The organism is uncultured Jatrophihabitans sp., assembly GCF_964246335.1.
GTDB lineage: Bacteria > Actinomycetota > Actinomycetes > Mycobacteriales > Jatrophihabitantaceae > Jatrophihabitans.
Map to the genome: position 1 here is coordinate 21,036 of NZ_CAXTQF010000029.1, position 20,954 is coordinate 41,989.

The window sequence follows — 20,954 nt, forward strand, 5'->3', positions numbered from 1 at the left end:
ACGGTCAGCGGGCCTTGAGGTCGAACCCGAGATATTCGGCTGCTTCCTCCGGGTTCGAGAACATGATCGTTCTGTCGTCCAGGTGGACCATGCGGCCGTAGTGCGTCGACATGTTGTTCTCGAACTCCGAGGCGCTGAAGAAGCCCTCTTCCTCACCGAGCGCCGCGTCCATGTCGTCGTAGACGACGTCGAAACGGCCGACCCCGTCGACGCGGATCATCGACGGCAGCGGCGTGACCGTCACGTTGTCGATGCGCGACAGCACCTTCGCCATCACGGCGCCGATCTGGTTGTTCATCAGCGTGAAGCCGCACATGTTCGAGAACGTCTTGTCGGACTTGAACGGGCTCTCGCTCGTCTTGAACCTGGTTTCGGTCACTGCGACAGCTCCTTCGGCGACTTCAGGGACAGGTCGGACAGGATCTCGGCGAACCGGCTCTTGGCCCGGTCGAGGCCATCCTCGAACCGCGGCGCCTTGGCGTCCGGCTGCGACCAGATGGGTTGTAGCCGGCGCGCAGCCGCGATGGAGCGTTCCGTCCACTTCGACAGCCAGCCGTCCAGGATCGACTTGTTGTGCTCGGCGAACTCCTTGTCGTTCGTCAGCAGCTCGAACATCGCCTTCGTGTACCGCAGGTCGCGCTCGGCGTAGTCCCACTCGCCCGCGCCGACGACCGTCGGCGTCACGTAGTCGCCGTTGCGCGGCGCGGCCTGCTGCACCAGGTTGCTGCGGAGGAGCTCACCCACTAGCGGCTCGAACACGACGTTGACCGCGAACACGGCTTCGCACCAGTCGTCGATGCAAGTTATCTGCTCGGCGACCTCACGCACGCCCTGCCAGGCGTCGTCGCTGTTCCACGTCTCGACGTGCGCCGAGCCGTCGAAGCCCTCGATCTCCTCGCTGAGCGTGAGGTTGTAGAGCGCGAGGTCCTGGGCGAAGCGGATCCGGTGCATGCTGTTCACCGAGATCGCGTTGTTGTGCATGTTCGTGGGCGCCCGCCGGTTGGCGTTCGCGAACACGTACAGCCCGAAACCGTGATCGACGTGCATCCAGGCGCCGACGTTGCGCTCGACGAACGTCACCCAGTTCGGGCTCCACTGGCTGAACGCCTTGGTCTGGCGCGCGGTCTCCACGTTCTGGTTGATCTGCCGCACGACGTTGGAGTTGTAGCGGTAGAAGGTGAGTTCCCACTCCTCGTTCGGGTCGCGGAACTCGTGCCACCCGTGGGCCGGCCAGTCGTAACCCTTGCCGCCCGATCCCGGGTAGCGCTCGGGTTCGGGACGGTCACTGCCCCAGGCCTTGAGCGCCGTCCAGTCGAGCGGGTAACCGCCGCGGCCGTCGGAGAAGCCGTAGATCCACCCCTGGGACAGGTAGTGGCGCGGGTCGGGCTGGACCTCGACAGTGACGTCCTCGTAGTGCGACTGACGCCGCTTCGCCGGGGTGAAGTAGTTGTAGCTGCGCGCGGTCGAGTCCGGGAACTCCTTGGCGCCTGCCTCGGCGTCGGTGAATTCCGGTCTCGGTGCGCTGCGTTCCGTGGTCTCGGTCATGGCTACTCTCTCCCCGGGTCGCCGGTTGTGGTGAATTTGTCGTAGTAGATGTGTTTCTCGTCCGCGCCCAGCGCGACGAGTGCTTCCATCGCCGCCTCGACCATCGGCGGCGGCCCGCAGACGTAGCAGTCGGCGGCGGACAGGTCGGTCTCGTTCTTGCTCATCACGTCGGTGATCAGCCCGGTCTCGCCGTCCCACCCGTCGCCCTCGTGATCGGACAACGCAGGGACGAAGCGGAAGTTCGCCAACTGGCCCTGCAGGTTCGCCAGCTCCTCGGTGAAGCACAGATCGGGGACCTGTCGGGCGCCGTAGTAGTAGGTCGCCTTGCGGGTGCTGCCCCGCTCGGCCAACGAGCGCAGCACCGACAGGATCGGCGCCATCCCGGCGCCGCCGCCGAGGAACACCATGTCCGAGTCGCGCCCGTCGCGCAGGGTGAAGACGCCGAACGGGCCGGTCAGCTCGAGGACGTCACCGACCTTGAGCTGCGTGTCGAGATATCCGGAGAACAGGCCGCCCGGGTAGATGCGGATGACGAACTCGAGTTCGGTGCCGCCGGAAGACGGGGTGTTGGCAACGGAGAACGAGCGGGTCTCGTCGGTGCCGGGAACGGTGAAGTCCCAGTACTGGCCGGCGAAGAAGTTGACGCTCTCCGGCTCGACGATCTTCACCTTGACGTGTCGCATGTCGCGGGTGACGGGATCCACCGAGACGACTTCGGCCTTGGCCCGCTGGATGGGGTGCCCGGACCGGATCATCTCCTCGTCGTAGTTGAGCAGCTCGATCGTCACGTCCTCGTAGACGTGCGCCCGGCACAGCAGCGTGAAGCCCTCGTCCTTCTCGAAGTCGGGCAGCGCGAAGGTGGAGTACTTGTCGAGCTCGATGTCGTCGCCGTCGAGGACGAAGGACTTGCAGGAGGCGCACTGCCCTTCCTTGCAGCCGTGCATGAGCATGATGCCCTGCTCGGTAGCGGCGCGCAGCACGTTCTGTTCCTCGTCGACCTCGATCTCGATGCCGACGGGCTCGAAGCGTACTGAGTGCTTGTCAGCCAAAACCTCGCTCCTCGCTCGTCGTCGTGATCTGGTCCGAAGGAGGAGGCCCGGTGTTGCACCGGGCCTCCTCCGGAGTGCGGTCTGTTCCTCCTCAGGCGTCGGCAGGCGCCGGGCGGCCGGCGGGACCCTGCTTGACGTAGTCGGCGTGGTACGCCTTCTGCTCGTCCGCGCTCATCTCGTTGAGCAGCACGTTCGGGCTCTGCAGCGGCGGGCACCGGCGCAGGTGGTCGAGCGTCCACATCTTCTTCGGGTCCAGATTCAGGTGCGGCTGTGCCGTGAGCGTCTTGCCGTCGTCGCGCACGTAGCCCATGTCGGAGACGACGTCGGCCCAGTTCCAGCCGTGGTAGAGCGTCTCCCACTCGCGCTTGCCGATCAGCTGACCCATGTTCGGCGTATCGCGACCCTCGTACGTGGGCCGGAACGCGACGGTGTCCGTCCACCGGCAGGCCTCGTGGCAGTAGGTGCGCATCTGCCCGTCGACCTCGGCCATGACCATGTCCTCACGGACCAGGCAGGGCACCATGCAGGTCCAGCACCGGGCCGGGTAGACGTAGTCGACGTCCTCGAGCGCGATCGGGTTGTGCCCGTTCGCGACCGACAGGCGGGCGTAGTTCTCCCACCAGGCGCCGTACTTGTCGTACCAGCCCGGGTACTTGTACTCGAACCACTCGAAGTCCTCGTCGGTCATCGGGTCGATGCGCCAGTAGTTGGCGAGCCACCCGGTGGCGAAGAACTGCGCGACCTCGTGCACGTAGCCCTTGTTCCAGATCTGGTTCCACGACTCTTCGATCAGGTCGTGCGGGATCTCCAGGCCGTACTTCTCCAGCGGGACGAGGTAGCTGCGGTAGTAGTCGTCGTAGATCCACCGACGCCACATCTCCGCATAGCTCTCCCGATCCTTGCGGCGGTCCTTCGTGCCGTACTCGATGAAGGTGCCGATCGCGGCGTCCACGACCCGGTGGTTGTTCCACCACGCGTAACGCAGGTCGCGGGCCAGCAGCTGGTGGTTGCTCTCGTCCGACAGTGCCATCAGCAGCGTCGCGTACCCGTTGCTGATGTGCCGCGACTCGTCCGACTGCACGGAGTGGAACACCGTCGGCAACAGGTAGTCACCGTTGGCGGCCGCCTCGGCCGGCATCGCGACGAACAGCGTGTTCGTGAACGCCGTCTCGGCGACGATGGTCAAGTAGATGCTCGCGGCGGTGATCGCATCGCCGGTGATGAAGCCCTCCGCGAACTGCCGCCCGATGGTGCCGCAGTAGTCGTTTTGGAAGTTCTTCAGGCTGCTGTTGAAGCCGGCCGGGTCGATGTAGTTGTTCATGTACAGGCGCTTGAGGTTCTGCTGGATCGTCGAGTGGCGAACCTCGTCGATCATCTGGATCGCCTGCCCGTTGTGCAGCTCCGGGTTCGGCACCGTGTTGAACAGCAGCGGCATCGCGCGCGCCGCGGAGATCTCCGGCAACGGGATGATCGACAGGAACAGCTTCTGCCATTCCAGCCACCGCTCCTGCACCTGGCGGAACATGTTGCCGCGAATCGCGCCGTCGGATGCCCCGTAAACGCGGTGGTCCTTCTCCTCCTCCATCGGGAAGTAGGACCGCAACACCTGCTTGAGCGGGTCCTTCTTCTTCGCCTTCTGGAAGGTGTAGTCGGTGCCGTACTGCGAGACCGGCGTGTGGTACAGCGGATCCCAGGACAGCTCCTGGATCTTTTCGTGGGCCTTGGCCACGCTCTGACGACTCATTGCCACACTCCTCGGGTAGACAGGTGCGTCATCTGGCAATCAGACCCGGCCGCGGACGGTCGCCAAGTCTCAGTACGAGACACCTGTCGTCGAGGCATCACGCCTCGGTCCCGCGCTCGAAGACGACGGCGCGGATCTCGTCGAGATCCCTGCGCACCTGACGCATCACCTCGCGGTTGCCCTCGGCGAGTGGCTCGATCCCGAGTGAGCGCAGCAGCGCCCGAGCCGGCTCGGCGGGATCGCCGGCCTCGCCGAGGACCGGGTGCAACCCCTCGTCGGCGAGCTGCGCGAACACCGTGTGGACCACTGTCCACGGGTTGTACGTCTCGACATCCGATTCGTCGGCCGGCAAGTTGCTCAGCTGACTGTCCCCGACTCGCACGCGCTCACCTCCGGACAGCAATACCTCGGACGTGCGTCCGGTGACTGGTCGACCGGCCGCACCTGCCGGTCTAGACCCCCGCCGAGGGGCCGAAAAGTCTCAATTTGAGACACCGAAGGCGGTCGCATTGCGTACATTTGTGAGGTAGACCACTGCGCCTGAGTACATGCCAGGCGCCGATCCGGTCCGTGCTGAGTCGACAGCGGGGAAGCGACCGGTGGGAGGCGATCGGAGGTCGGCTCGACCATGACTGGTCCGCCTATTCCGTCGCTGACGCCCGACGCCGGCGGAGTGGCAGCGAACCGGCTGCGCTTCCTGACCGACGACGGCCGCCCCGAGCGGGTACGACCGCTGATCCTGGCGTCGTGGCGGCGGTCCCGGAACTTCTCGGTCGCGCCGGACTCGCTGGAACTGCCCTACCGCGCCGACCTCCAGATCGACACGCCGCTCGTGCGCAGCGCACAGCCGGTGCTGGCCCGGCTCGCCGAACAGCTCAGCGGCCAGCCCATCAGCATCGTCCTCACCGACGCCGCCGGCCTCGTGCTCAGCCGCCGCAGCGGCACCGCTGAACTGGAGCGATACCTCGACAGCGTCCGACTCGCGCCCGGATTCAATTACGCCGAGGAATTCGTCGGCACCAACGGAATCGGTACCGCGTTGGAGGCCGGTTCGGCGGCCGAGGTCTTCGGCCACGAGCACTACGCCGAGGACCTGGAGCGGCTGGCGTGCGCCGGCGTGCCGATCCACGACCCGATCAGCGGGCGGCTGCTCGGGGTCATCGACCTCACGTGCTGGCGAAAAGACGCCGAGTCACTGCTGTTGACGCTGGCCACCTCGACGGCCGACCAGATCAAGCACGCCCTGGTGGAGTCGTCGAGCGCTCGTGAGTTCGAGGTGCTGCGGGCATACCGGCAGACCTGTCGGCGCACCAACGGCATCGTGTTCGCCGTCACCAACGACGCAATGATGCTCAACAGCTACGCGCAGGCCGAGCTCGACCCGGCCGACCAGGCGGCGTTGCAGACGATGGCCGGTGAGACGGCGTCGTCGGCCCTGGCCGGCCGGCGGCACTCACTCTCCCTTGTGCTGCCGAGCGGCGCTGCGGCGCAGCTGTACTGCCAGCAGGTCGATTACGACGGTGCGCCGGCCGGTCTGGTCGTCCACGTCAAGCTCGTCCAGGACGCCGGTGCGCCGACCGGGATGGCCGACGCCTCGATGTCGGTGCCCGGTCTGGTCGGCGACACGTCGTCGTGGCGACGGGTCTGTCGGCAGGTGCAGGAAGCGATGAACGCGCGCAGCTGGCTGATGCTCGAGGGTGAGGTCGGTACCGGCAAGGTCGCGTTGCTGCGCGGGGTCCAGGTGCGCCGGCAGCCGCCCGCGCGCAGCGTCGTGCTCGACGCCGCGGACGTGGGGCCCGGTTGGATGGACGAGGCACGGCGCGCCGTCGCCGCGAACGACACCGTCATCTTCGCGCACGTCGACCAGCTCAATCCCGCTCGCGTTCGCGCACTGCACGCGCTGCTCGACGACACCCGGCGTGATCCCGAACGCCGTGACCTGTGGGTGGCCGCGACCTGTCGACCCGGCGCCGGGGACGACGCGCTGGCCCGGTTGATGCCGTTCTTCCCCACCACCCTGGCCGTGCCGCCGCTGCGCCTGCACATCGACGACCTGCCGGGCCTGGTCACCTTCTTCCTCGGCAAGCTGGGTTCCGGCGGCAATGTGCAGCTCGCCCCCGCCGCCCTGCGCGTGCTCATGCGCTCACCGTGGCCCGGCAACGTCCGTCAGCTGCAGCAGCTTGTCCACGACCTGTTGCAGCACCGGCGATCCGGGGTGGTCGGCGTCGAGGACCTGCCGCCGGAGATGCATTCCATCAGCCGGCGAGTGCTGTCCACGCTCGAGCAGATGGAACGGGACGCGATCGTGCGCAGCCTCACCGACGCCAGGGGCAACAAGGTGCAGGCCGCGCGATCGCTGGGCATGTCCCGCGCGACGATCTACCGCAAGATCCACGAATTCGGCATCGTCCTGTAACGCGGCCGCGGCTGCGGTTCAGGTCGCGAGCAGGCAGACCCCGCTGATCGCGACGAGGGCCGACGCGAGCTGCACGCCCCGGGTATGGGCTTGCAGCCAGCGCACGTGCGGCCGGTGACAGGCCGGGATGAGCCGGGGGTCCACGTGGTGGACGGCGACGCTCCACGACCACTGCACCAACGACACGAGCGCGGCCACCGCGAGCAGCGCCACCGCGGTCTGTGACATGCGTCGGCTCCTTCGTCGGCATCGCGGTGCGTACCCGGTAATCGTGGCGCCGTCGCAATCCGCCGACTGTCTCAGTCTGAGACCGGCCGGTCAGTGCACAACGGGTCGGCCGAGCGCCAACGCTTTGCCGCCGGTAGCCACCGACGAAACACCCATGTAGAGGTAGACGCCCACTGCGGCGAACGCGAAGGCGACTATGCCGGCGATCTTGGACCATGTGCTCGAGGCGTTGACGGTCGAGATGAGCACGCACACGAGGCATGCCTCGACCAGCACGAACAGCAGCGTGAACGCGAACGGCAGACGCAGGGTGGCCAGGGTCAGCATGCCGATGATGACCAGCCAGGTGATCAGGAACGCCGCCTGCGTGTGCAGCGCCGCGTTCGGCGTGATTGCGAACCAGTTGTGCGTGAGCCCGAGCACGAGGGCGGCGTAGCTGAGCCAGAAACCGGAGAAGATGCCGAAGATGCTCGCGACCGCGCTCTGCCCGAGGGCTGCCGCCCACACCGTGCTGACCGCGAGACCGAATCCCGTCGCCGTCGCGATGATCGGCATCGACGAGCCGAGGCCGCCGGTCGGGACGTAGCCCACCAGCACCAGCGCGAGGGCAACAGTGCCTGCGACGAAGACCGGCAGGCCGAGGGCCGCGGGATTGCCGGACAGGAACGGTGGGGTCGGATCGGGTGCGGGCGCCTCGGCGGTCGGGGTGGGCCTGCGTTCGGTGGCGATGTGGTCGCCGGAGGCGCCTTCGACGCCTGCGTGGGTTGCAGTCATGACGAACTCCTCGGTGCGGAACGATCTTCTTGTCGAGATCGCCGACGATGCTCGCAACGTGGACGCCTCGGCTGCGTCTCACTCTGGGACGTCCCGCGCACACCACCGGAAACGACGGTGCACGTCTCAATCCGAGACGTCCGCGACGGTGCCGGCCGGCCGGGTCGTCGCAGAGTGAGACCGCAGATCCCGCCGGTGCGCGGACGATGAGCGCGCAGGCCGTGGGTTGGTCCATCGAGTTCTTCGCATGAGGAGGCACCCGGATGAGCAGTGACGGATTGCAGGGCCCCGCGTTCCGCCTCATGTACCGCAGCCACAGTCTGATCCCGGCCGAGTCGAGCAAGGCCGAGCTCGGCGCGCTGTTCTCGGTCGCGCGATCGAACAACAAGAAGCTCGGGATCACCGGCGCCCTGATGCTGGACGCGGAGTGGTTCGTGCAGACGCTGGAGGGCGACGAGGCTGCCGTGCGCTCGCTGTTCGAACGCATCAGCACCGATCCCCGGCACGACGACGTCGCCGTGCTCGACACCGCAACGGTGCCCGCCCGCGCGTTCCCGCACTGGTCGATGGCGCAGGTGTCCACCGCCGGCAAGGACGACGTCTATCTCATCGCGCACGAGGACGGCATCGCGCCGGCGACCCCGCGGCGACGCAGTCCGGAGCAGGACGCAGCGCTCGACACCATGCGCGCAGCGGTGAGCGCGCAGGTCTAGCTACTCCGCGGGCGTGCGGCTGCGTTACTCGGTGGCGCCGTGGCCGAGGCCGTCCGGGTCGGCGTCCTCGGCGATGCCATCCACCTCGCTGTGGTGTTGGTCGGCCGCCGCCGCCGCTTGCTCACCCGACGCGTCGTTGGGGTCGACGTCCGGCATCGGCTGGAACATGTCGGGGGCGTCCTCGATGTCGGGCATGGCATCTCCAGGTGCGACTGGCTGGATGGTTCGCCTCATCGTGTGCGGCAGGGTCTGCTGCGGACGTGTCACTTTGCGACACAAGGAACGTCTGGGAGCCGCCTGTCGGAGTCGAACCGACGACCTGCCGCTTACAAGGCGGCTGCTCTGACCAACTGAGCTAAGGCGGCGCTGCGCCTGAGATTACCGGTGTCGCTTCGCTCGCCGGCTTGGGTGAAACCCCGGGCGCGGTCGAAGACGAATAGACGGGCAGACTGCCTACGGGTCCGTAACCGTCGAGGGGATGCGCGTGAGCCGACTGCACCGGCCGAAGGCAGGCTTGTGGATCCGCGTATGGGTGTCGATCCTCTATCCGCTCGACGGGCTGTTCTTCAAGATCCGCTGGCAGCATCTCGAACGGGTGCCCGCGCCGTCGCAGGGTGGCGTGCTGATCGCGATTAACCACGTCTCGCAGGTCGACACCGTGCTGACCGCGCGGCTTGTATGGCAGTCCGGCCGGGTGCCGCGCTTCATGATCAAGGCCGGGATCTTCGACTGGCCCATCGTCGGCTACATGATGAAGGGCGCCGGGCAGATCCCCGTCTACCGCGGGACGGCCGACGCCGCGCATTCCCTGCGCGACGCCGTCAGTGCGCTCGAACGTGGCGAGGCCGTCGTCATCTACCCGGAGGGGACGACGACGAAGGATCCGGCCAACTGGCCGATGCAGAGCAAGACCGGCATTGCGCGCCTCGTCCTGCTAGCGCCGGACATCCCCGTGGTGCCCGTCGGGCAGTGGGGCGCGCACCGGATGGGCGGTCCGAGCCTGCGGCGGCTGGGTCGGCGGCGCACTGCGCAGGCGTCGATCGGCGAGCCGTTGGACCTCAGCCGCTTCCGCGGCAAGGAGCCGACGCCGGCGTTGCTGCGCGAGATCACCGACGAGATCATGAGCGCGGTGCGCGAGCAGGTGGCCGAGCTGCGCGGCGAGCCGGCGCCCGACACGTTCTTCGTGCCGAAACGGGTCTACGTGGACAAAGGGCGTCGCTGAGCGCTCTGCCCTTCTCGGCGATGCGGGAGCGGGGTTGATGTTAGCTCGGCGGCGTTCCGCTGCGCGCGCCGGGACGTATAGGTGGTGTCCCGCAAACGCCAACAATCTTTCGGTTCGGCGAAAGATTCTTGGCGTTTCTCTGGCGAGCGAAGTACCCCTCCTCGTCGCGTGGCGACCCTGCGGGATGACACGCCGAGGATCCGCCCGCAGAGCAGCCACGCGGCACGATTCCATGTGGCGCGAGTGACTGCCGAGGCTGATGTATCGAACGCTGCAATTCACTCGCCGGACTGGCCTGTGGACAACGCGCGCAAGATCGATTCTCGTGCCAGTATTCGTGGGTGCGTATGTGGTGGTGCGCGGCGATACTCGCGATCACTGCTGCGTTGACGGCGTGCACCGGATCGGCCACACCGCGCCCCACTCATTCGCCGGTGCCGACCACTCCATCGACGTCGGCTGCGCCGAGCTCCACTGCGCCGCCGGCACCCGTGGTGCCCACCACCGGCCCCAACGTCCGCCCCGGCGAAAGACCGCCAACGCTCCCGGCGGTGGGCCACGAAGACAAGCCGATCGGCGCCGACTTCTACGCGCGCTATTGGATTGAGACACTCGATTGGGGCTATGCCACCACGAGCTCGGCGTTGGCCCGAACTGCATTCTCGCCGGTGTGCACTGGGTGTGCGAGGTTTGTAACCACCTACGACCTCACGAGCAAGGCGGGAGATCATTTCGTTGGCGGCCGATCAAGCATCACCAGTTCCGCCATCGCAGACAACGACAAGCGGAATGGCGCTCAGTACGCAGTCGACATAACCATTTCGGTCGCACCACTGAAGACGGTGGACGCAAAGGGTGCTGCTGTGTCCTCGGCGAAGCCACTTACGATCACCTTTCGCAACTGGCTCGCTTGGCGCGGCGTCGGATTCACTGTCGTTGACTTCAAACAAGTGGTGATGAAGTGAAGCGAATCGTGCCGTTCGTAATTGCACTAGTCGTTGGATACGCGTGCGCCAACGGCATAGCGCTGGCGCGGGAAGCTCCCCCAGTGGGCAACGGCGGCGGTTACACGGGAACCACGAATCCGGGTCGAGTAACCGTCTCTGGAACCAAGACCGGCGGCCACGAGAAAGTCGCGGGCGTTGCGTCGTCTCGCCGGCCAGCGCCGGTCGGCGCTACGACGTTGGTGCGGTGTGGGGCGGGCGCGGCTGGTTCGCTTGGGCAACTTGGCGATCCGGAAGCACAAGGTGACGCGGCGTGGTGTGGGCAGATCACGCAACAGTGCGCGCAGTCGGCGACTGTGCCTGGCAACACCGACGCTGCGGTACGCGTGCAGAAGGGCACGGACGGCCGCTGGACGTACAACGGCCAGCAGTGCGTGGCGCCGCTGGCGCCGGCCAGACCCGTGGTTACCGCGGCGGCGGTGCGTGCCCAGGCCGTCCGGCTGATCCCCGCGGCAGCGATCGGGCTCGCCCCGCGCACCGCGACGTTGGTCAACATCCAGACCGTCATGTGGGTCGACGCACCCGGCGCGCGCACGCTGCCCGGCGTGCGCATCCTCGGCCAACAGGTCACCATCACCCTGCGACTGGCGCAGGTGGTGTGGTCCTTCGGCGACCAGCACGGCGCGTCGACATCGTCACCCGGGAAGGCGTACGACCAGACCAACGCGCCGTGCCGCACCCGTCTGTGCCCCGGCTACTTCGGTCACGTCTACGCCACTACGGGCGACATGCACCTGACCGCCACCGCACAATGGACCGCGGCGTTCACCGTGAACGGCGGCGCAGCGCAGCAGATCCCCGGCGCCGTCCCGGGCCCGGCCGCCAACGCGAACCTGTTGGTACGGCAGGCGCGCAGCGTCCTCGTTCCCAACTAAGCGACTGTGCACCGCCTGCAGGGCGACACGCCGTCAAACGCGCGCAGCCGGTGCACAGTCGGCGGCTGCGGTGACAGAACCGGCACGAGCAAGCAGCAGTTCAGTCGGCGCGCCGCCGCCGAGCGATCTCGGCGAGAGTCACCGCGGCGGCCACCGAGGCGTTGAGCGATTCCGCAGCGGCCGCCATCGGTATCGAGACGGTCAGATCGCACGTCTCACCCACCAGTCGCGACAACCCACGACCCTCCGAGCCGACGACGACAACGACCGGCTCGGTCGCCATCTCGAGATCGTCGAGCGATGTCGTGCCGTCCGCGTCCAGACCGAGCACGAACAGGCCGGCGTCGCGGCAGTCCTTCAACGCGCGCACCAGATTCGTCACCTGTGCGACCGGCAGCCGTGCGGCCATGCCGGCCGACGTCCGCCACGCCGTCGCGGTGACACCCGCCGAACGCCGCTCCGGCACGACGACGCCCTGCGCGCCGAAGGCGAGCGCCGAGCGGATCACCGCGCCGAGATTGCGCGGATCGGTGACGCCGTCGAGCGCGACCAGCAGGGGCGGCACGCCCGCCTCGAGCGACTCGGCGAGCAGGTCCGGCAGCGCGTGATACGCGAACGGTGGCACCTGCAGCGCGATGCCCTGATGCAGCACCCCGTTGGTCCGGCGGTCGATCTCCGCGCGGCTCACCTCGAGCAGCGCGACGCCGCGGTCGCTCGCCAGGCGCACCGCCTCGGTGACGCGCTCGTCGGCGTCCAGTCCGTGCGCGAGATACAGCGCCGTTGCCGGAACCCCGACGCGCAGCGCCTCGGCCACCGGATTGCGCCCGACCAGCAGCTCAAAGGCCGGCGCGTCGCGTGCGCTGCGCTTCGTGTCGCCGCGATGGGTGGACGGGCGTGGGTCGCGGCTGCTCGCCTCGCCGCGACGCTCGGCCGATGCCGCGCGCCGCGCTGCCGGATGGCCCTTGCGCGCGGACGCCGGTGGTGTCGGGCCCTTGCCCTGCAACTTCTTGCGCGACTGGCCGCCGGAGCCGACCTGCGGGCCCTTCTTCGACTTGCGGATGGCGCCACGGCGCTGCGAGTTGCCGGCCATCAGTCGACGCTCCAGCGTGGGCCGTCGGGCGTGTCCTCGATCTTGACGCCCGCGGCGCTTAGACGATCGCGGATCGCGTCCGATGCGGCGTAGTCCTTGCGCGAACGCGCCGCGGCTCGCTGCTCGAGCGCGACGCCGACAAGTGCGTCGATGACGTCGGTGCGGTCGCCGGCGGCGGCGGGCCACTGCGCCGGGTTGATGCCCAAGACGGAAGACATCTCCTGCACCAGGCGCCGATGATGCGCGGCCGACTTACCGGAGTCGACTTGCGCGTTGCCCTCGCGAACCATGGTGTGCAGCACCGCCAGGGCCGATGGCACGCCGAGGTCGTCGTTCATCGCGTCGACGAACTCGGTGGGGAGTGGGTAGTCGGTTGAACTCGGTTCCTCGTCCGGAGACTGCGTGCGAGCGAGGAAGTTCTCGATGCGCCGATATGCGGCGGCCGCTTCGTCGAGGGCCTCGGGCGAGAACTCCATCGTCGACCGGTAGTGCGCCGCGCCGAGGTAGTACCGCACCTCGACCGGGCGCCATTGCCTGACGATCTCGCGCACCTGCAGCGTGTTGCCGAGCGACTTGCTCATCTTCTCGCCGGACATCGTGACGAGCCCGTTGTGCATCCAGTACCGCGCGAAACCGTCACCCACGGCACGCGACTGCGCGAGCTCGTTCTCGTGGTGCGGGAAGACGAGGTCGAGGCCGCCGCCGTGGATGTCGAACATCGGGCCGAGATACTTCGTCGCCATCGCGGAGCACTCCAGATGCCAACCCGGGCGGCCGTTGCCCCACGGCGTCGGCCAGTACGGCTCGCCCTCCTTGGCGGCCTTCCACAGCGCGAAGTCGCGCGGATCGCGCTTGCGGTCGTCGCCGACGGAGTCGCCCGCGGGCTGCATCTCGTCGACGCGCTGGCCGGACAGCGACCCGTACTCGGGGTACGACGCGACATCGAAGTAGACGTCGCCGCCGGCGACGTAGGCGTGCCCGGAGTCGATCAGCCGGTGCATCAGCTCGATCATCTCCGGCACGTGACCGGTGGCGCGCGGCTCGTAGCTCGGCGGCAGGCAGCCGAGGGCCTGCTCCGCGGCGATGATCTCCCGTTCGTTGCGGAACGCGAGCGACCACCACGGCTCGTCGCTCACCGCCGACTTGACGATGATCTTGTCGTCGATGTCGGTGACGTTGCGGACGAACGACACCTCGTAACCCGAATGCGTCAGCCAGCGCCGCAGGATGTCCATGTCGATCCAGTTGCGGACGTGGCCGATGTGCGGCGGCCCCTGGACGGTGAGCCCGCACAGGTAGATCGACACCTTGCCGGGCTCGAGCGGCTCGAACGTCCGCAGCGAGCGGGTCGCGGTGTCGTAGAGGTGCAGCTGACTCACCGCGCCATCGTACGGACGAGGGCGGTCGGGCCGATGTCCTAGCGTGGCCTGCGTGGACAACTCCCCGCTGCACCCGGACTCCCTCGTCGTCGCACTCGGCAGGCCGCACACCGGCGGTGGGCCGGTGAACGCGCCGATCGTGCTCGCCGCGCCCTACCGGCACGACCCGGTCGACAGCGACGCCGGCGCCAACCGCTACGCGCGGCACGACGTCACTGAGACCGTCGCCGCGTTCGAGACCATCCTCGGTGAGCTGGACGGCGGCCACGCCCTCGCGTTCGGCAGCGGTGTCGCCGCGATCGCGGCGGTGGTCGAAGGTCTGCCCGCCGGCTCGGTCGTGGTGGCGCCGTCGGACGCCTACTCCGGCACGGTGTCGATCTTCGCCGAGCAGGAGCGGCTCGGCCGGCTGACGGTGCGCCGCGTCGATCTCGCGGACACCGAGGCGGTTGTGGCAGCCGTGGACGGTGCTGCACTGGTGTGGCTGGAGACGGTGACGAATCCGCTGATGGCGGTGTCCGACATCCCGGCGATTACCGCGGCCGCGCGGCAGGCCGGCGCGCTCGTCGCCGTCGACGCGACGTTCTCCACGCCGCTGATCGCCCGGCCGATCGAGCTCGGCGCGGACATCACCATGCACTCGGCCACCAAGTACCTCGGCGGCCACTCGGACGTGCTTATGGGCGCGCTGGTCGTCCGCGACGAACCGCTGGCGCTGCAACTGCACGATCGCCGCACGCTCACCGGCGCCGTCCCCGGGGCGCTCGAGGCGTACCTGACGACGCGCGGGATCCGCACGCTGGCGCTACGGATGGACCGCGCGCAGGCCAATGCAGGCGAACTCGCCCGGCGCCTTGCCGACCACCCGCGCGTCACCCGCGTGCGCTACCCCGGCTTGCCCGACGACCCTGGCCACGCCGTCGCCGCCCGCGACCACAACGGTTTCGGCGCGATGCTGGGCATCGAGATCGACGGCAGCGCCGACGACGCGGAGCAGGTGTGCACCGCACTGCGGCTGATCACACACGCCACCAGCCTGGGCGGCGTCGAGTCGCTGATCGAGCGCCGCGCGCGGCACCCCGTCGACGCCGCGTTCGGCACGCCCGAGCAGCTGCTGCGGTTGTCGGTGGGCATCGAGAACGTCGACGATCTCTGGGCCGATCTCGGCCGAGCGCTCGGCTGACGCCCAGGCGTCAGCGCGCTGCGAGCAGGTGGTCGACGGCCAGCTGGTTCAGCCGCACGAAGCCGTAGCCGCGCTCCCCGGCGGCCTGCGGATCGAAGTCCTCGTATGCGCTCGCGTCGGCGAGCAGATCCCTCGTCGTCTCCCCGGCGGCGAGCGTGGGTTCACGCAGCGACGGCACTCCCGCGCGCTCGAGCGCCTCCTGCACCTGCGGGTCGGCCCGGTAGGCCTGCGCGCGTTCGCGCAGCACCAGGTACATGCGCATGCACGCGGCCGCCGACTCCCACACCCCGGCGATGTCCTCGGTGCGCGACGGCTTGTAGTCGAAGTGCCGCGGCCCGGTGTACGCCGGACCACCACCCGGCGCGCCGTGCTCGAGCAGGTCGACGAGGTGGAAGGCGTTGAGCAGATCGCCGTGCCCGAACACGAGGTCCTGGTCGAACTTGATGCCGCGCTGGCCGTTGAGGTCGATGTGGAACAACTTGCCGGCCCACAACGCCTGCGCGATGCCGGCCGCGAAGTTCAGCCCGGCCATCTGCTCGTGCCCGACCTCAGGGTTCACGCCCACCATGTCGGCGTGCTCCAGGCCGGCGATGAACGCGAGCGCGTGGCCGACCGTCGGCAGCAGGATGTCGCCGCGCGGCTCGTTGGGCTTGGGCTCGAGCGCGAAGCGCAGGTCGTAGCCCCGCTCGACGACGTAACCGGCGAACAGGTCGATCGCCTCGCGATAGCGGTCGAGCGCGGCCTGCACGTCCTTCGCGCCGTCGTACTCCGAACCCTCGCGACCGCCCCAGAAGACGTAAGTCTGCGCGCCGAGTTCGGCGGCGAGATCGAGGTTGCGCAGCACCTTGCGCACGGCGTACCGGCGCACCGACCGGTCGTTGCTGGTGAACCCGCCGTCCTTGAACACGGGGTGGGTGAACAGATTCGTCGTCATCATCGGCACGGTCAGCCCGGTGTCGCCGAGCGCCTGGCGGAAGCGCGCGACGAGCCTGTCCCGTTCGGCGGCCGAGCTGCCGAACGGGATCAGGTCGTCGTCGTGGAAGGTCACCCCCCACGCGCCCAGCTCGGTGAGCCGGTGCACCGCCTCGACGGGATCCAGCGCCGGCCGGGTCGGGTCGCCGAACGGGTCGTTGGCCCGCCAGCCGACGGTCCAGAGGCCGAAACTGAAGTGGTCGTCGCGGGTCGGGGTGGGGGTCATGCGTGTCCCTTTTCCGGCTGGACGCCGCGTCTAACGGGTCAGCAGCGCGGTGGCGATCGCGGCGCGCCCCGCACCGCGGCCGGTCAGACCGAGGCCGTCGGTGGTCGTCGCCGCCAGCGAGACGGGCGCGCCCGCCGCGGCGCTCAGCGTCGCCTGCGCCTCGGCCCGGCGCGGCCCGATCTTGGGCTCGTTGCCGATCATCTGGACCGCGACGTTGCCGATCCGCCACCCCGAGTCTGAGATCAGCCGCACGACCTCGCGCAGCAGCGTCACCCCGGCCGCCCCGGCCCAGCGCGGGTCATCGGTGCCGAACACTGCACCGAGATCGCCCATCGCCGCGGCGGACAGCAGCGCGTCGCACGCGGCGTGGGACGCGACGTCACCGTCGGAGTGGCCGGCACATCCGTCCACGCCAGGCCAGAGCAGCCCGGCGAGCCAGCAGTCCCGGCCGGGCTCGACCGGGTGGACGTCGACGCCGACGCCGGTGCGCAGCTCGGGCACTTATTTCCTGCCGGGCGCCTTGGTGTGCGAGACCTCGAAGTCGCCGTCGGCGTAGCGCGCGCGCAGCACCTTCTTGTCGAACTTGCCGACGCTGGTCTTGGGCACTTCGTCGACGAACACCCAGTTCTCCGGCACCTGCCAGCTGGCGACCTTGCCGTCGAGGAACGTGGCCAGCTGCTGCGGGTCGACGGCATCGCCCTTCGCGACGATGCACGCCAGCGGCCGCTCGGTCCACTTCTCGTCCGGGATGCCGATGACCGCGGCCTCGGCGACGTCCGGCGACGCGGCCAGCAGGTTCTCCAGCTCGACCGAGGAGATCCACTCGCCGCCGGACTTGATGACGTCCTTGGATCGGTCGGTGATCTGGAAGAAGCCGCGGTCGTCGATCGTGCCGATGTCGCCGGTGCGCAGCCAACCGTCGTCGAACTTCTCCGCGGCGTCGTCGAGGTGGTAGCCGGCGGTGATCCACGGGCCGCGCACCTCCATCTCGCCGACGGCCTCGCCGTCCCACGGCAGCACGTCGCCGTCGTCGGACACGATGCGCATCTGCACGCCGGCGATCAGCCGGCCGGACTTCAGCCGCCAGTCCAGCTCGTCGGCGCTGCCCGGCTCCACGTCGGCCGGCGGGTGCGCCATGCCGCCCACGGGGGATGTCTCGGTCATGCCCCAGCCCTGGATGATGCGCACGCCGCGTTCTTCGAACGCCTCCATCAGCGAGCGCGGGATCGCCGCGCCGCCGGACGTGCCCATGCGCACCGAGGAGAAGTCGACGTCGCGCTGCTGCGCGACCTGCAGCATGCCGCCCCACAGCGTCGGCACCGCGGACACGAACGTCGCACGCTCGGTCTGCACGATGTCGCACAGCGCGTCGGGGGTCATGTGGGAGCCGGGCATCAGCATGGTGGCGCCGGACAGGAACGAGCCGAACGGGATGCCCCATGCATTGACGTGGAACATCGGCACCACGACCAGCGCGCGGTCGGCCTCGGTGGACCCGGTGCCGGTGTTCGACAGCGTCGCCAGCGCGTGCAGGTAGATCGAGCGGTGCGAGTAGACGACGCCCTTCGGGTCGCCGGTGGTGCCGCTCGTGTAACACATCGACGCCGGCGTCTTCTCGTCCAGTTCCGGCCAGTCGAACTCCGCGTCCGCGTCGGCGAGCAGGTCGGCGTACGCGTGCACGGGCACGTCGTCGCCGAGCACCGAGGTGTCGCCGTCACCGATGACGACGAAGTGCTCGACGGTCTTGAGCTGCGACGCGATCGCGGCGAGCAGCGGCAGTAGCGACGCGTCGACGACCACGACCTTGTCCTCGGCGTGGTTGACGATGTGCGCGAGCTGGCCCGGAGGCAGCCGCAGGTTGAGCGTGTGCAGTACCGCACCCATGCAGGGCACCGCGAAGTACGTCTCGAGATGCTCCTGGGAGTTCCAGCACAGCGTGCCGACGCGGTCGCCGCGTTCGACACCGAGCCCGGTGAGCGCGTTGGCCAACCGCTTGGCGTTGGCGCCGACCTCGGCGAAGGTGGCGTTGCGGCTCGTGCCGTCGCCCTGCCACGTGCGGCACTCGCTGCGGCCGAACACCGTGGTGCCGTGCTCGAGCACGGCCGTGACGGTGAGCTGGAAGTCGTCCTGCATGGTGCTGTTGATCAAAATGTGCCCTCCGCCGACGGTCCGCGTGCAGTGCCGGTCAGCCTAGCCGCGCAACCGCCTCGGCGCGGGCCAGATCTGCCGGGGTCGTGATCTTGAAGCTCTCGTCGGAGCCGCGGGCGGCAACGACCCGCAGGCCGAGCGCCTCGACGAGCGCGGCGTCGTCGGTGACGTCGAGATGGGCGCCGTCGCGGTGCGCGCGTTCGAGCACGTCACGGCGAAAGCCCTGCGGCGTCTGGATCGCGGCCAGCGTCGAGCGGTCGACCAGGCCGTCCAATGCGCCAGTGGCGTCGAGCCGGCGCACGGTGTCGTGAATACCGACGACCGGGACGACGGCGTCCGCGCCGTCGTGCAGCGCGTCGAGCACCGTGTCGATGACGTGCGCAGGCACGAAGGGCCGCGCGACATCGTGCACGAGCACGAACGCGGTGTGCCCACCGGCGGCACGCAGACCGGCCGCCACCGAGTCGCGGCGCGTCGCGCCGCCCGCGACGACCTGGTGATCGACCAGGTCGGCCGCGGTGTCGAGCTGCGCAGCGGGCGCGACAACAACGATCGTGTCGACCCGGGAATGGCGTGCGAAGCGGCCGACGGCATGCTCGAGCAACGTCGCACCGGCGACGTGCACGAAAGCTTTGGGCACGTTCGCGCCCAGCCGCTGTCCCGAACCCGCGGCGACGAGGACGGCGGTGACCGTCTCCGTCGGACGTGTCAGGCGACGGCCTCGCTGAGCACCTCGTCGAGGACGATCTCCGCCTTGTCCTCGTTGGTGCCCTCGGCGAGCGCGAGCTCGCTGGTCAGGATCTGCCGGGCCTTGGCGAGCATCCGCTTCTCACCCGCGGACAGGCCGCGGTCGCGGTCGCGGCGCCAGAGGTCGCGCACGACCTCGGCGACCTTGTTCACGTCACCGGAGGCGAGCTTCTCGCCGTTGGCCTTGTAGCGGCGCGACCAGTTGGTCGGCTCCTCGGTGTGCGGCGCACGCAGCACCTCGAAGACGCGGTCCAGGCCCTCCTGGCCGACGACGTCGCGCACGCCCACGATCTCGGCGTTCTCGGCCGGCACGAGCACGGTGAGGTCGCCCTGAGCCACCTTCAACCGCAGGTAGGTCTTGCTGACTCCTTGCAGGATCCGCTCTTCGATCGCCTCGATGAGTGCGGCCCCGTGATGTGGGTAAACAACGGTCTCGCCGACCTTGAAAGTCATGTGGTGCAGCCCCTTTCGGTACCCCAAGGATAACACGCAGCTGAGAGACCTCCGCCGGCCGCGAAGCGCGGTTACCGGCCGTCCGGGCCCGCGACCACTACGCTCGCGCGCTTCATCGCATGCGACGTGTGGCCGCGCGCAAGTACCCCGCGGATGGTCGATAGTCTGTTGGCGTGACAGCCCGGTTGCCCCGTTCGCGCCGCCTCTCCCGCGTGTGCTGCGGGCTGGCCATCGCGAGCACGTTGGTCGGTTCGGCGTGCGCCGCGGGCCAGCACGCGCAGACCGCGGACCAGAAGCCGACGCTGGACGGCACCGAGGCGTCGGTCGGCCAGCTGGACCTGCGCGGCATCGCCATCGCGGCGCCCCCCTCCGGCGTGAGTTACGCGCCGGGCACGAGTGCTCAGCTGCACCTGGTCGTGGCCAACAACGGCCAGAGTCCCGATCAGCTGACCTCGATCACATCCAGCGCCATCACCGCGTGGGGTTCTTACTCCTCGCCGGCCGCGGCCCAGGCCGCGCAGGAGCCGAGCCCGTCGTCCACGGCCCCGTCGACGACCGCTGCGCCGTCCACCCCAACGCCGGCTGCCAGCACCTCGGGCAGTTCGTCGGGCAGCAAGAGTCCGGCACGCTCAGGCAAGTCCTCGAGCTCCTCGGCGAGCACGTCGGCGGCGCCCTCGACCACGGCCGCACCGACCAGCACGCTGCCACCGCCGCCCACGCCCAGCCGATCCGTCGCGATCCCCGCCGGCAGTGCGACGTCCTGGGGCGTCCCGAACAGCCAGCTGACGTTGGTGCTCAGCGGGATCCGCCAGCGCCTGTTCCCGGCCGCCGCGGTCCGGTTGACGTTCACCTTCGCCAAAGCCGGCAAGGTGACCGTGCCGGTGCCGGTGGAGCTCACGGGCAAGATCGGCAGCTCGTACGTGCCCGAGCCCGCGAACCCCAGCGGGAGCGCAACCGCCTGACCTGCGCCCCGCGTCGTCGCGCCGCCCCGGCAGTGTCGGCAGCGCACGCTAGCGTCCCGCACATGGCGAGGTCGACCAGCAGTTACGCATGCTCGGCGTGCGGCGCGGTGTCGGCCAAGTGGTACGGCCGTTGCCCGAAGTGCGGTGAGTTCTCGACCCTGCAGGAGCGGGCGCCCGCGCAGTCGTCGGCCGGGCTGCGCTCGAGCACCCGGGCAGCCCCGCCAGCC

At 69.0% G+C, this 20,954-nt stretch carries 22 protein-coding genes, 1 tRNA gene and 1 pseudogene; 8 read left to right on the top strand and 16 right to left on the bottom strand.

From position 1 onward, the window contains the following. Nucleotides 1-4 precede the first annotated feature (4 nt). The 5 genes from mimD to ACFFCN_RS10190 all read right to left on the bottom strand — a co-directional run bounded on the left by mimD (nt 5) and on the right by ACFFCN_RS10190 (nt 4,720). Entirely contained in the window at nt 5-379 is a 375-nt protein-coding gene (gene mimD, locus ACFFCN_RS10170) for a propane 2-monooxygenase effector subunit MimD (protein ID WP_375491256.1), read from the bottom strand. Beyond that, nucleotides 376-1,545 (bottom strand): toluene hydroxylase, encoded by a 1,170-nt coding sequence (locus tag ACFFCN_RS10175; protein WP_375491258.1) that lies wholly within the window; start codon nt 1,543-1,545, stop codon nt 376-378. The genes mimD and ACFFCN_RS10175 overlap by 4 nt, the downstream gene beginning before the upstream one ends. Before the next feature lie 2 nt (nt 1,546-1,547). Next, entirely contained in the window at nt 1,548-2,594 is a 1,047-nt protein-coding gene (locus ACFFCN_RS10180) for an NADH:ubiquinone reductase (Na(+)-transporting) subunit F (protein ID WP_375491259.1), read from the bottom strand. A 91-nt stretch (nt 2,595-2,685) separates the two neighbouring features. Next, the gene (locus ACFFCN_RS10185) at nt 2,686-4,338 is read right to left on the bottom strand and encodes a methane monooxygenase (RefSeq protein WP_375491260.1); all 1,653 of its coding nucleotides are present in this window, start codon (nt 4,336-4,338) and stop codon (nt 2,686-2,688) included. A gap of 97 nt (nt 4,339-4,435) precedes the next feature. Next, the gene (locus ACFFCN_RS10190; protein WP_375491262.1) at nt 4,436-4,720 is read right to left on the bottom strand and encodes a hypothetical protein; all 285 of its coding nucleotides are present in this window, start codon (nt 4,718-4,720) and stop codon (nt 4,436-4,438) included. Between the two features lie 246 nt (nt 4,721-4,966). Here ACFFCN_RS10190 and ACFFCN_RS10195 point away from each other — a divergent pair, with 246 nt between their 5' ends. Beyond that, nucleotides 4,967-6,754, top strand: a complete 1,788-nt coding sequence (locus tag ACFFCN_RS10195; RefSeq protein WP_375491264.1) for a sigma-54-dependent Fis family transcriptional regulator — start codon at nt 4,967-4,969, stop codon at nt 6,752-6,754. Between the two features lie 18 nt (nt 6,755-6,772). On the opposite strand, the gene ACFFCN_RS10200 is transcribed toward ACFFCN_RS10195, so the two are convergent. Next, nucleotides 6,773-6,982, bottom strand: a complete 210-nt coding sequence (locus ACFFCN_RS10200) for a hypothetical protein (RefSeq protein ID WP_375491266.1) — start codon at nt 6,980-6,982, stop codon at nt 6,773-6,775. Between the two features lie 90 nt (nt 6,983-7,072). Beyond that, nucleotides 7,073-7,756, bottom strand: coding sequence for a GPR1/FUN34/YaaH family transporter (locus ACFFCN_RS10205; RefSeq protein WP_375491267.1), 684 nt, complete (start codon nt 7,754-7,756; stop codon nt 7,073-7,075). Between the two features lie 263 nt (nt 7,757-8,019). Here ACFFCN_RS10205 and ACFFCN_RS10210 point away from each other — a divergent pair, with 263 nt between their 5' ends. After that, nucleotides 8,020-8,469 carry a BLUF domain-containing protein gene (locus ACFFCN_RS10210; protein ID WP_375491269.1) on the top strand — a complete coding sequence of 150 codons (450 nt, stop codon included), beginning with the start codon at nt 8,020-8,022 and terminating at the stop codon, nt 8,467-8,469. A gap of 24 nt (nt 8,470-8,493) precedes the next feature. On the opposite strand, the gene ACFFCN_RS10215 is transcribed toward ACFFCN_RS10210, so the two are convergent. Together ACFFCN_RS10215 and ACFFCN_RS10220 are read right to left on the bottom strand one after the other, a co-directional pair. Then, complete coding sequence (locus tag ACFFCN_RS10215; RefSeq protein ID WP_375491270.1) at nt 8,494-8,664, bottom strand: hypothetical protein; 171 nt, start codon at nt 8,662-8,664, stop codon at nt 8,494-8,496. 96 nt (nt 8,665-8,760) lie between these two features. Beyond that, nucleotides 8,761-8,834 (bottom strand) — tRNA-Thr (locus ACFFCN_RS10220). Nucleotides 8,835-8,953: 119 nt separating this feature from the next. Between ACFFCN_RS10220 and ACFFCN_RS10225 the strand changes: the two genes are divergently transcribed. The 3 genes from ACFFCN_RS10225 (at nt 8,954) to ACFFCN_RS10235 (ending at nt 11,570) form a co-directional block, all read left to right on the top strand. After that, nucleotides 8,954-9,691, top strand: a complete 738-nt coding sequence (locus ACFFCN_RS10225) for a lysophospholipid acyltransferase family protein (RefSeq protein ID WP_375491272.1) — start codon at nt 8,954-8,956, stop codon at nt 9,689-9,691. A 347-nt stretch (nt 9,692-10,038) separates the two neighbouring features. Next, nucleotides 10,039-10,656 (top strand): DUF6318 family protein, encoded by a 618-nt coding sequence (locus tag ACFFCN_RS10230; RefSeq protein WP_375491292.1) that lies wholly within the window; start codon nt 10,039-10,041, stop codon nt 10,654-10,656. A 335-nt stretch (nt 10,657-10,991) separates the two neighbouring features. Beyond that, nucleotides 10,992-11,570 carry a hypothetical protein gene (locus tag ACFFCN_RS10235; RefSeq protein ID WP_375491274.1) on the top strand — a complete coding sequence of 193 codons (579 nt, stop codon included), beginning with the start codon at nt 10,992-10,994 and terminating at the stop codon, nt 11,568-11,570. A 100-nt stretch (nt 11,571-11,670) separates the two neighbouring features. Here ACFFCN_RS10235 and rlmB read toward each other — a convergent pair whose 3' ends face one another. Further along, nucleotides 11,671-12,660: a 23S rRNA (guanosine(2251)-2'-O)-methyltransferase RlmB gene (rlmB, locus tag ACFFCN_RS10240; RefSeq protein ID WP_375491276.1), complete on the bottom strand. Its 990-nt coding sequence runs from the start codon at nt 12,658-12,660 to the stop codon at nt 11,671-11,673. Next, nucleotides 12,660-14,039 carry a cysteine--tRNA ligase gene (cysS, locus tag ACFFCN_RS10245; RefSeq protein WP_375491278.1) on the bottom strand — a complete coding sequence of 460 codons (1,380 nt, stop codon included), beginning with the start codon at nt 14,037-14,039 and terminating at the stop codon, nt 12,660-12,662. The genes rlmB and cysS overlap by 1 nt, the downstream gene beginning before the upstream one ends. Before the next feature lie 52 nt (nt 14,040-14,091). Between cysS and ACFFCN_RS10250 the strand changes: the two genes are divergently transcribed. Then, nucleotides 14,092-15,219 (top strand): trans-sulfuration enzyme family protein, encoded by a 1,128-nt coding sequence (locus ACFFCN_RS10250; protein ID WP_375491280.1) that lies wholly within the window; start codon nt 14,092-14,094, stop codon nt 15,217-15,219. A 10-nt stretch (nt 15,220-15,229) separates the two neighbouring features. On the opposite strand, the gene xylA is transcribed toward ACFFCN_RS10250, so the two are convergent. From xylA to ACFFCN_RS10275, 5 genes are read right to left on the bottom strand one after another with little or no spacing between them, the layout of a single operon-like run. Then, nucleotides 15,230-16,417, bottom strand: a complete 1,188-nt coding sequence (gene xylA, locus ACFFCN_RS10255) for a xylose isomerase (RefSeq protein WP_375491282.1) — start codon at nt 16,415-16,417, stop codon at nt 15,230-15,232. 30 nt (nt 16,418-16,447) lie between these two features. After that, the gene (gene ispF, locus ACFFCN_RS10260; RefSeq protein ID WP_375491294.1) at nt 16,448-16,909 is read right to left on the bottom strand and encodes a 2-C-methyl-D-erythritol 2,4-cyclodiphosphate synthase; all 462 of its coding nucleotides are present in this window, start codon (nt 16,907-16,909) and stop codon (nt 16,448-16,450) included. Nucleotides 16,910-16,918: 9 nt separating this feature from the next. Then, on the bottom strand, nt 16,919-18,562 hold the full coding sequence (locus ACFFCN_RS10265) for a long-chain fatty acid--CoA ligase (protein WP_375491296.1): 1,644 nt from the start codon (nt 18,560-18,562) through the stop codon (nt 16,919-16,921). Between the two features lie 40 nt (nt 18,563-18,602). Then, nucleotides 18,603-19,277 (bottom strand): 2-C-methyl-D-erythritol 4-phosphate cytidylyltransferase, encoded by a 675-nt coding sequence (gene ispD, locus ACFFCN_RS10270; protein WP_375491298.1) that lies wholly within the window; start codon nt 19,275-19,277, stop codon nt 18,603-18,605. Next, complete coding sequence (locus tag ACFFCN_RS10275; RefSeq protein ID WP_375491284.1) at nt 19,274-19,765, bottom strand: CarD family transcriptional regulator; 492 nt, start codon at nt 19,763-19,765, stop codon at nt 19,274-19,276. Before ACFFCN_RS10275 ends, ispD begins: the two co-directional genes overlap by 4 nt. Before the next feature lie 173 nt (nt 19,766-19,938). Between ACFFCN_RS10275 and ACFFCN_RS10280 the strand changes: the two genes are divergently transcribed. Both ACFFCN_RS10280 and ACFFCN_RS10285 read left to right on the top strand, forming a co-directional pair. Continuing rightward, the gene (locus ACFFCN_RS10280; protein ID WP_375491286.1) at nt 19,939-20,727 is read left to right on the top strand and encodes a hypothetical protein; all 789 of its coding nucleotides are present in this window, start codon (nt 19,939-19,941) and stop codon (nt 20,725-20,727) included. Between the two features lie 62 nt (nt 20,728-20,789). Then, nucleotides 20,790-20,954: pseudogene (locus ACFFCN_RS10285) on the top strand (DNA repair protein RadA); the annotation flags it as partial.

What these genes read in the sequence shown, in the direction of transcription:
- ACFFCN_RS10200 (WP_375491266.1), bottom strand. Translation starts at nt 6,982, where the DNA reads ATGTCACAGACCGCGGTGGCGCTGCTCGCGGTGGCCGCGCTCGTGTCG.
- ACFFCN_RS10215 (WP_375491270.1), bottom strand. Translation starts at nt 8,664, where the DNA reads ATGCCCGACATCGAGGACGCCCCCGACATGTTCCAGCCGATGCCGGAC.
- ACFFCN_RS10175 (WP_375491258.1), bottom strand. Translation starts at nt 1,545, where the DNA reads ATGACCGAGACCACGGAACGCAGCGCACCGAGACCGGAATTCACCGAC.
- ACFFCN_RS10210 (WP_375491269.1), top strand. Translation starts at nt 8,020, where the DNA reads ATGAGCAGTGACGGATTGCAGGGCCCCGCGTTCCGCCTCATGTACCGC.
- ACFFCN_RS10195 (WP_375491264.1), top strand. Translation starts at nt 4,967, where the DNA reads ATGACTGGTCCGCCTATTCCGTCGCTGACGCCCGACGCCGGCGGAGTG.
- ACFFCN_RS10230 (WP_375491292.1), top strand. Translation starts at nt 10,039, where the DNA reads ATGTGGTGGTGCGCGGCGATACTCGCGATCACTGCTGCGTTGACGGCG.
- rlmB (WP_375491276.1), bottom strand. Translation starts at nt 12,660, where the DNA reads ATGGCCGGCAACTCGCAGCGCCGTGGCGCCATCCGCAAGTCGAAGAAG.
- ACFFCN_RS10185 (WP_375491260.1), bottom strand. Translation starts at nt 4,338, where the DNA reads ATGAGTCGTCAGAGCGTGGCCAAGGCCCACGAAAAGATCCAGGAGCTG.
- xylA (WP_375491282.1), bottom strand. Translation starts at nt 16,417, where the DNA reads ATGACCCCCACCCCGACCCGCGACGACCACTTCAGTTTCGGCCTCTGG.
- ACFFCN_RS10205 (WP_375491267.1), bottom strand. Translation starts at nt 7,756, where the DNA reads ATGACTGCAACCCACGCAGGCGTCGAAGGCGCCTCCGGCGACCACATC.
- ACFFCN_RS10275 (WP_375491284.1), bottom strand. Translation starts at nt 19,765, where the DNA reads ATGACTTTCAAGGTCGGCGAGACCGTTGTTTACCCACATCACGGGGCC.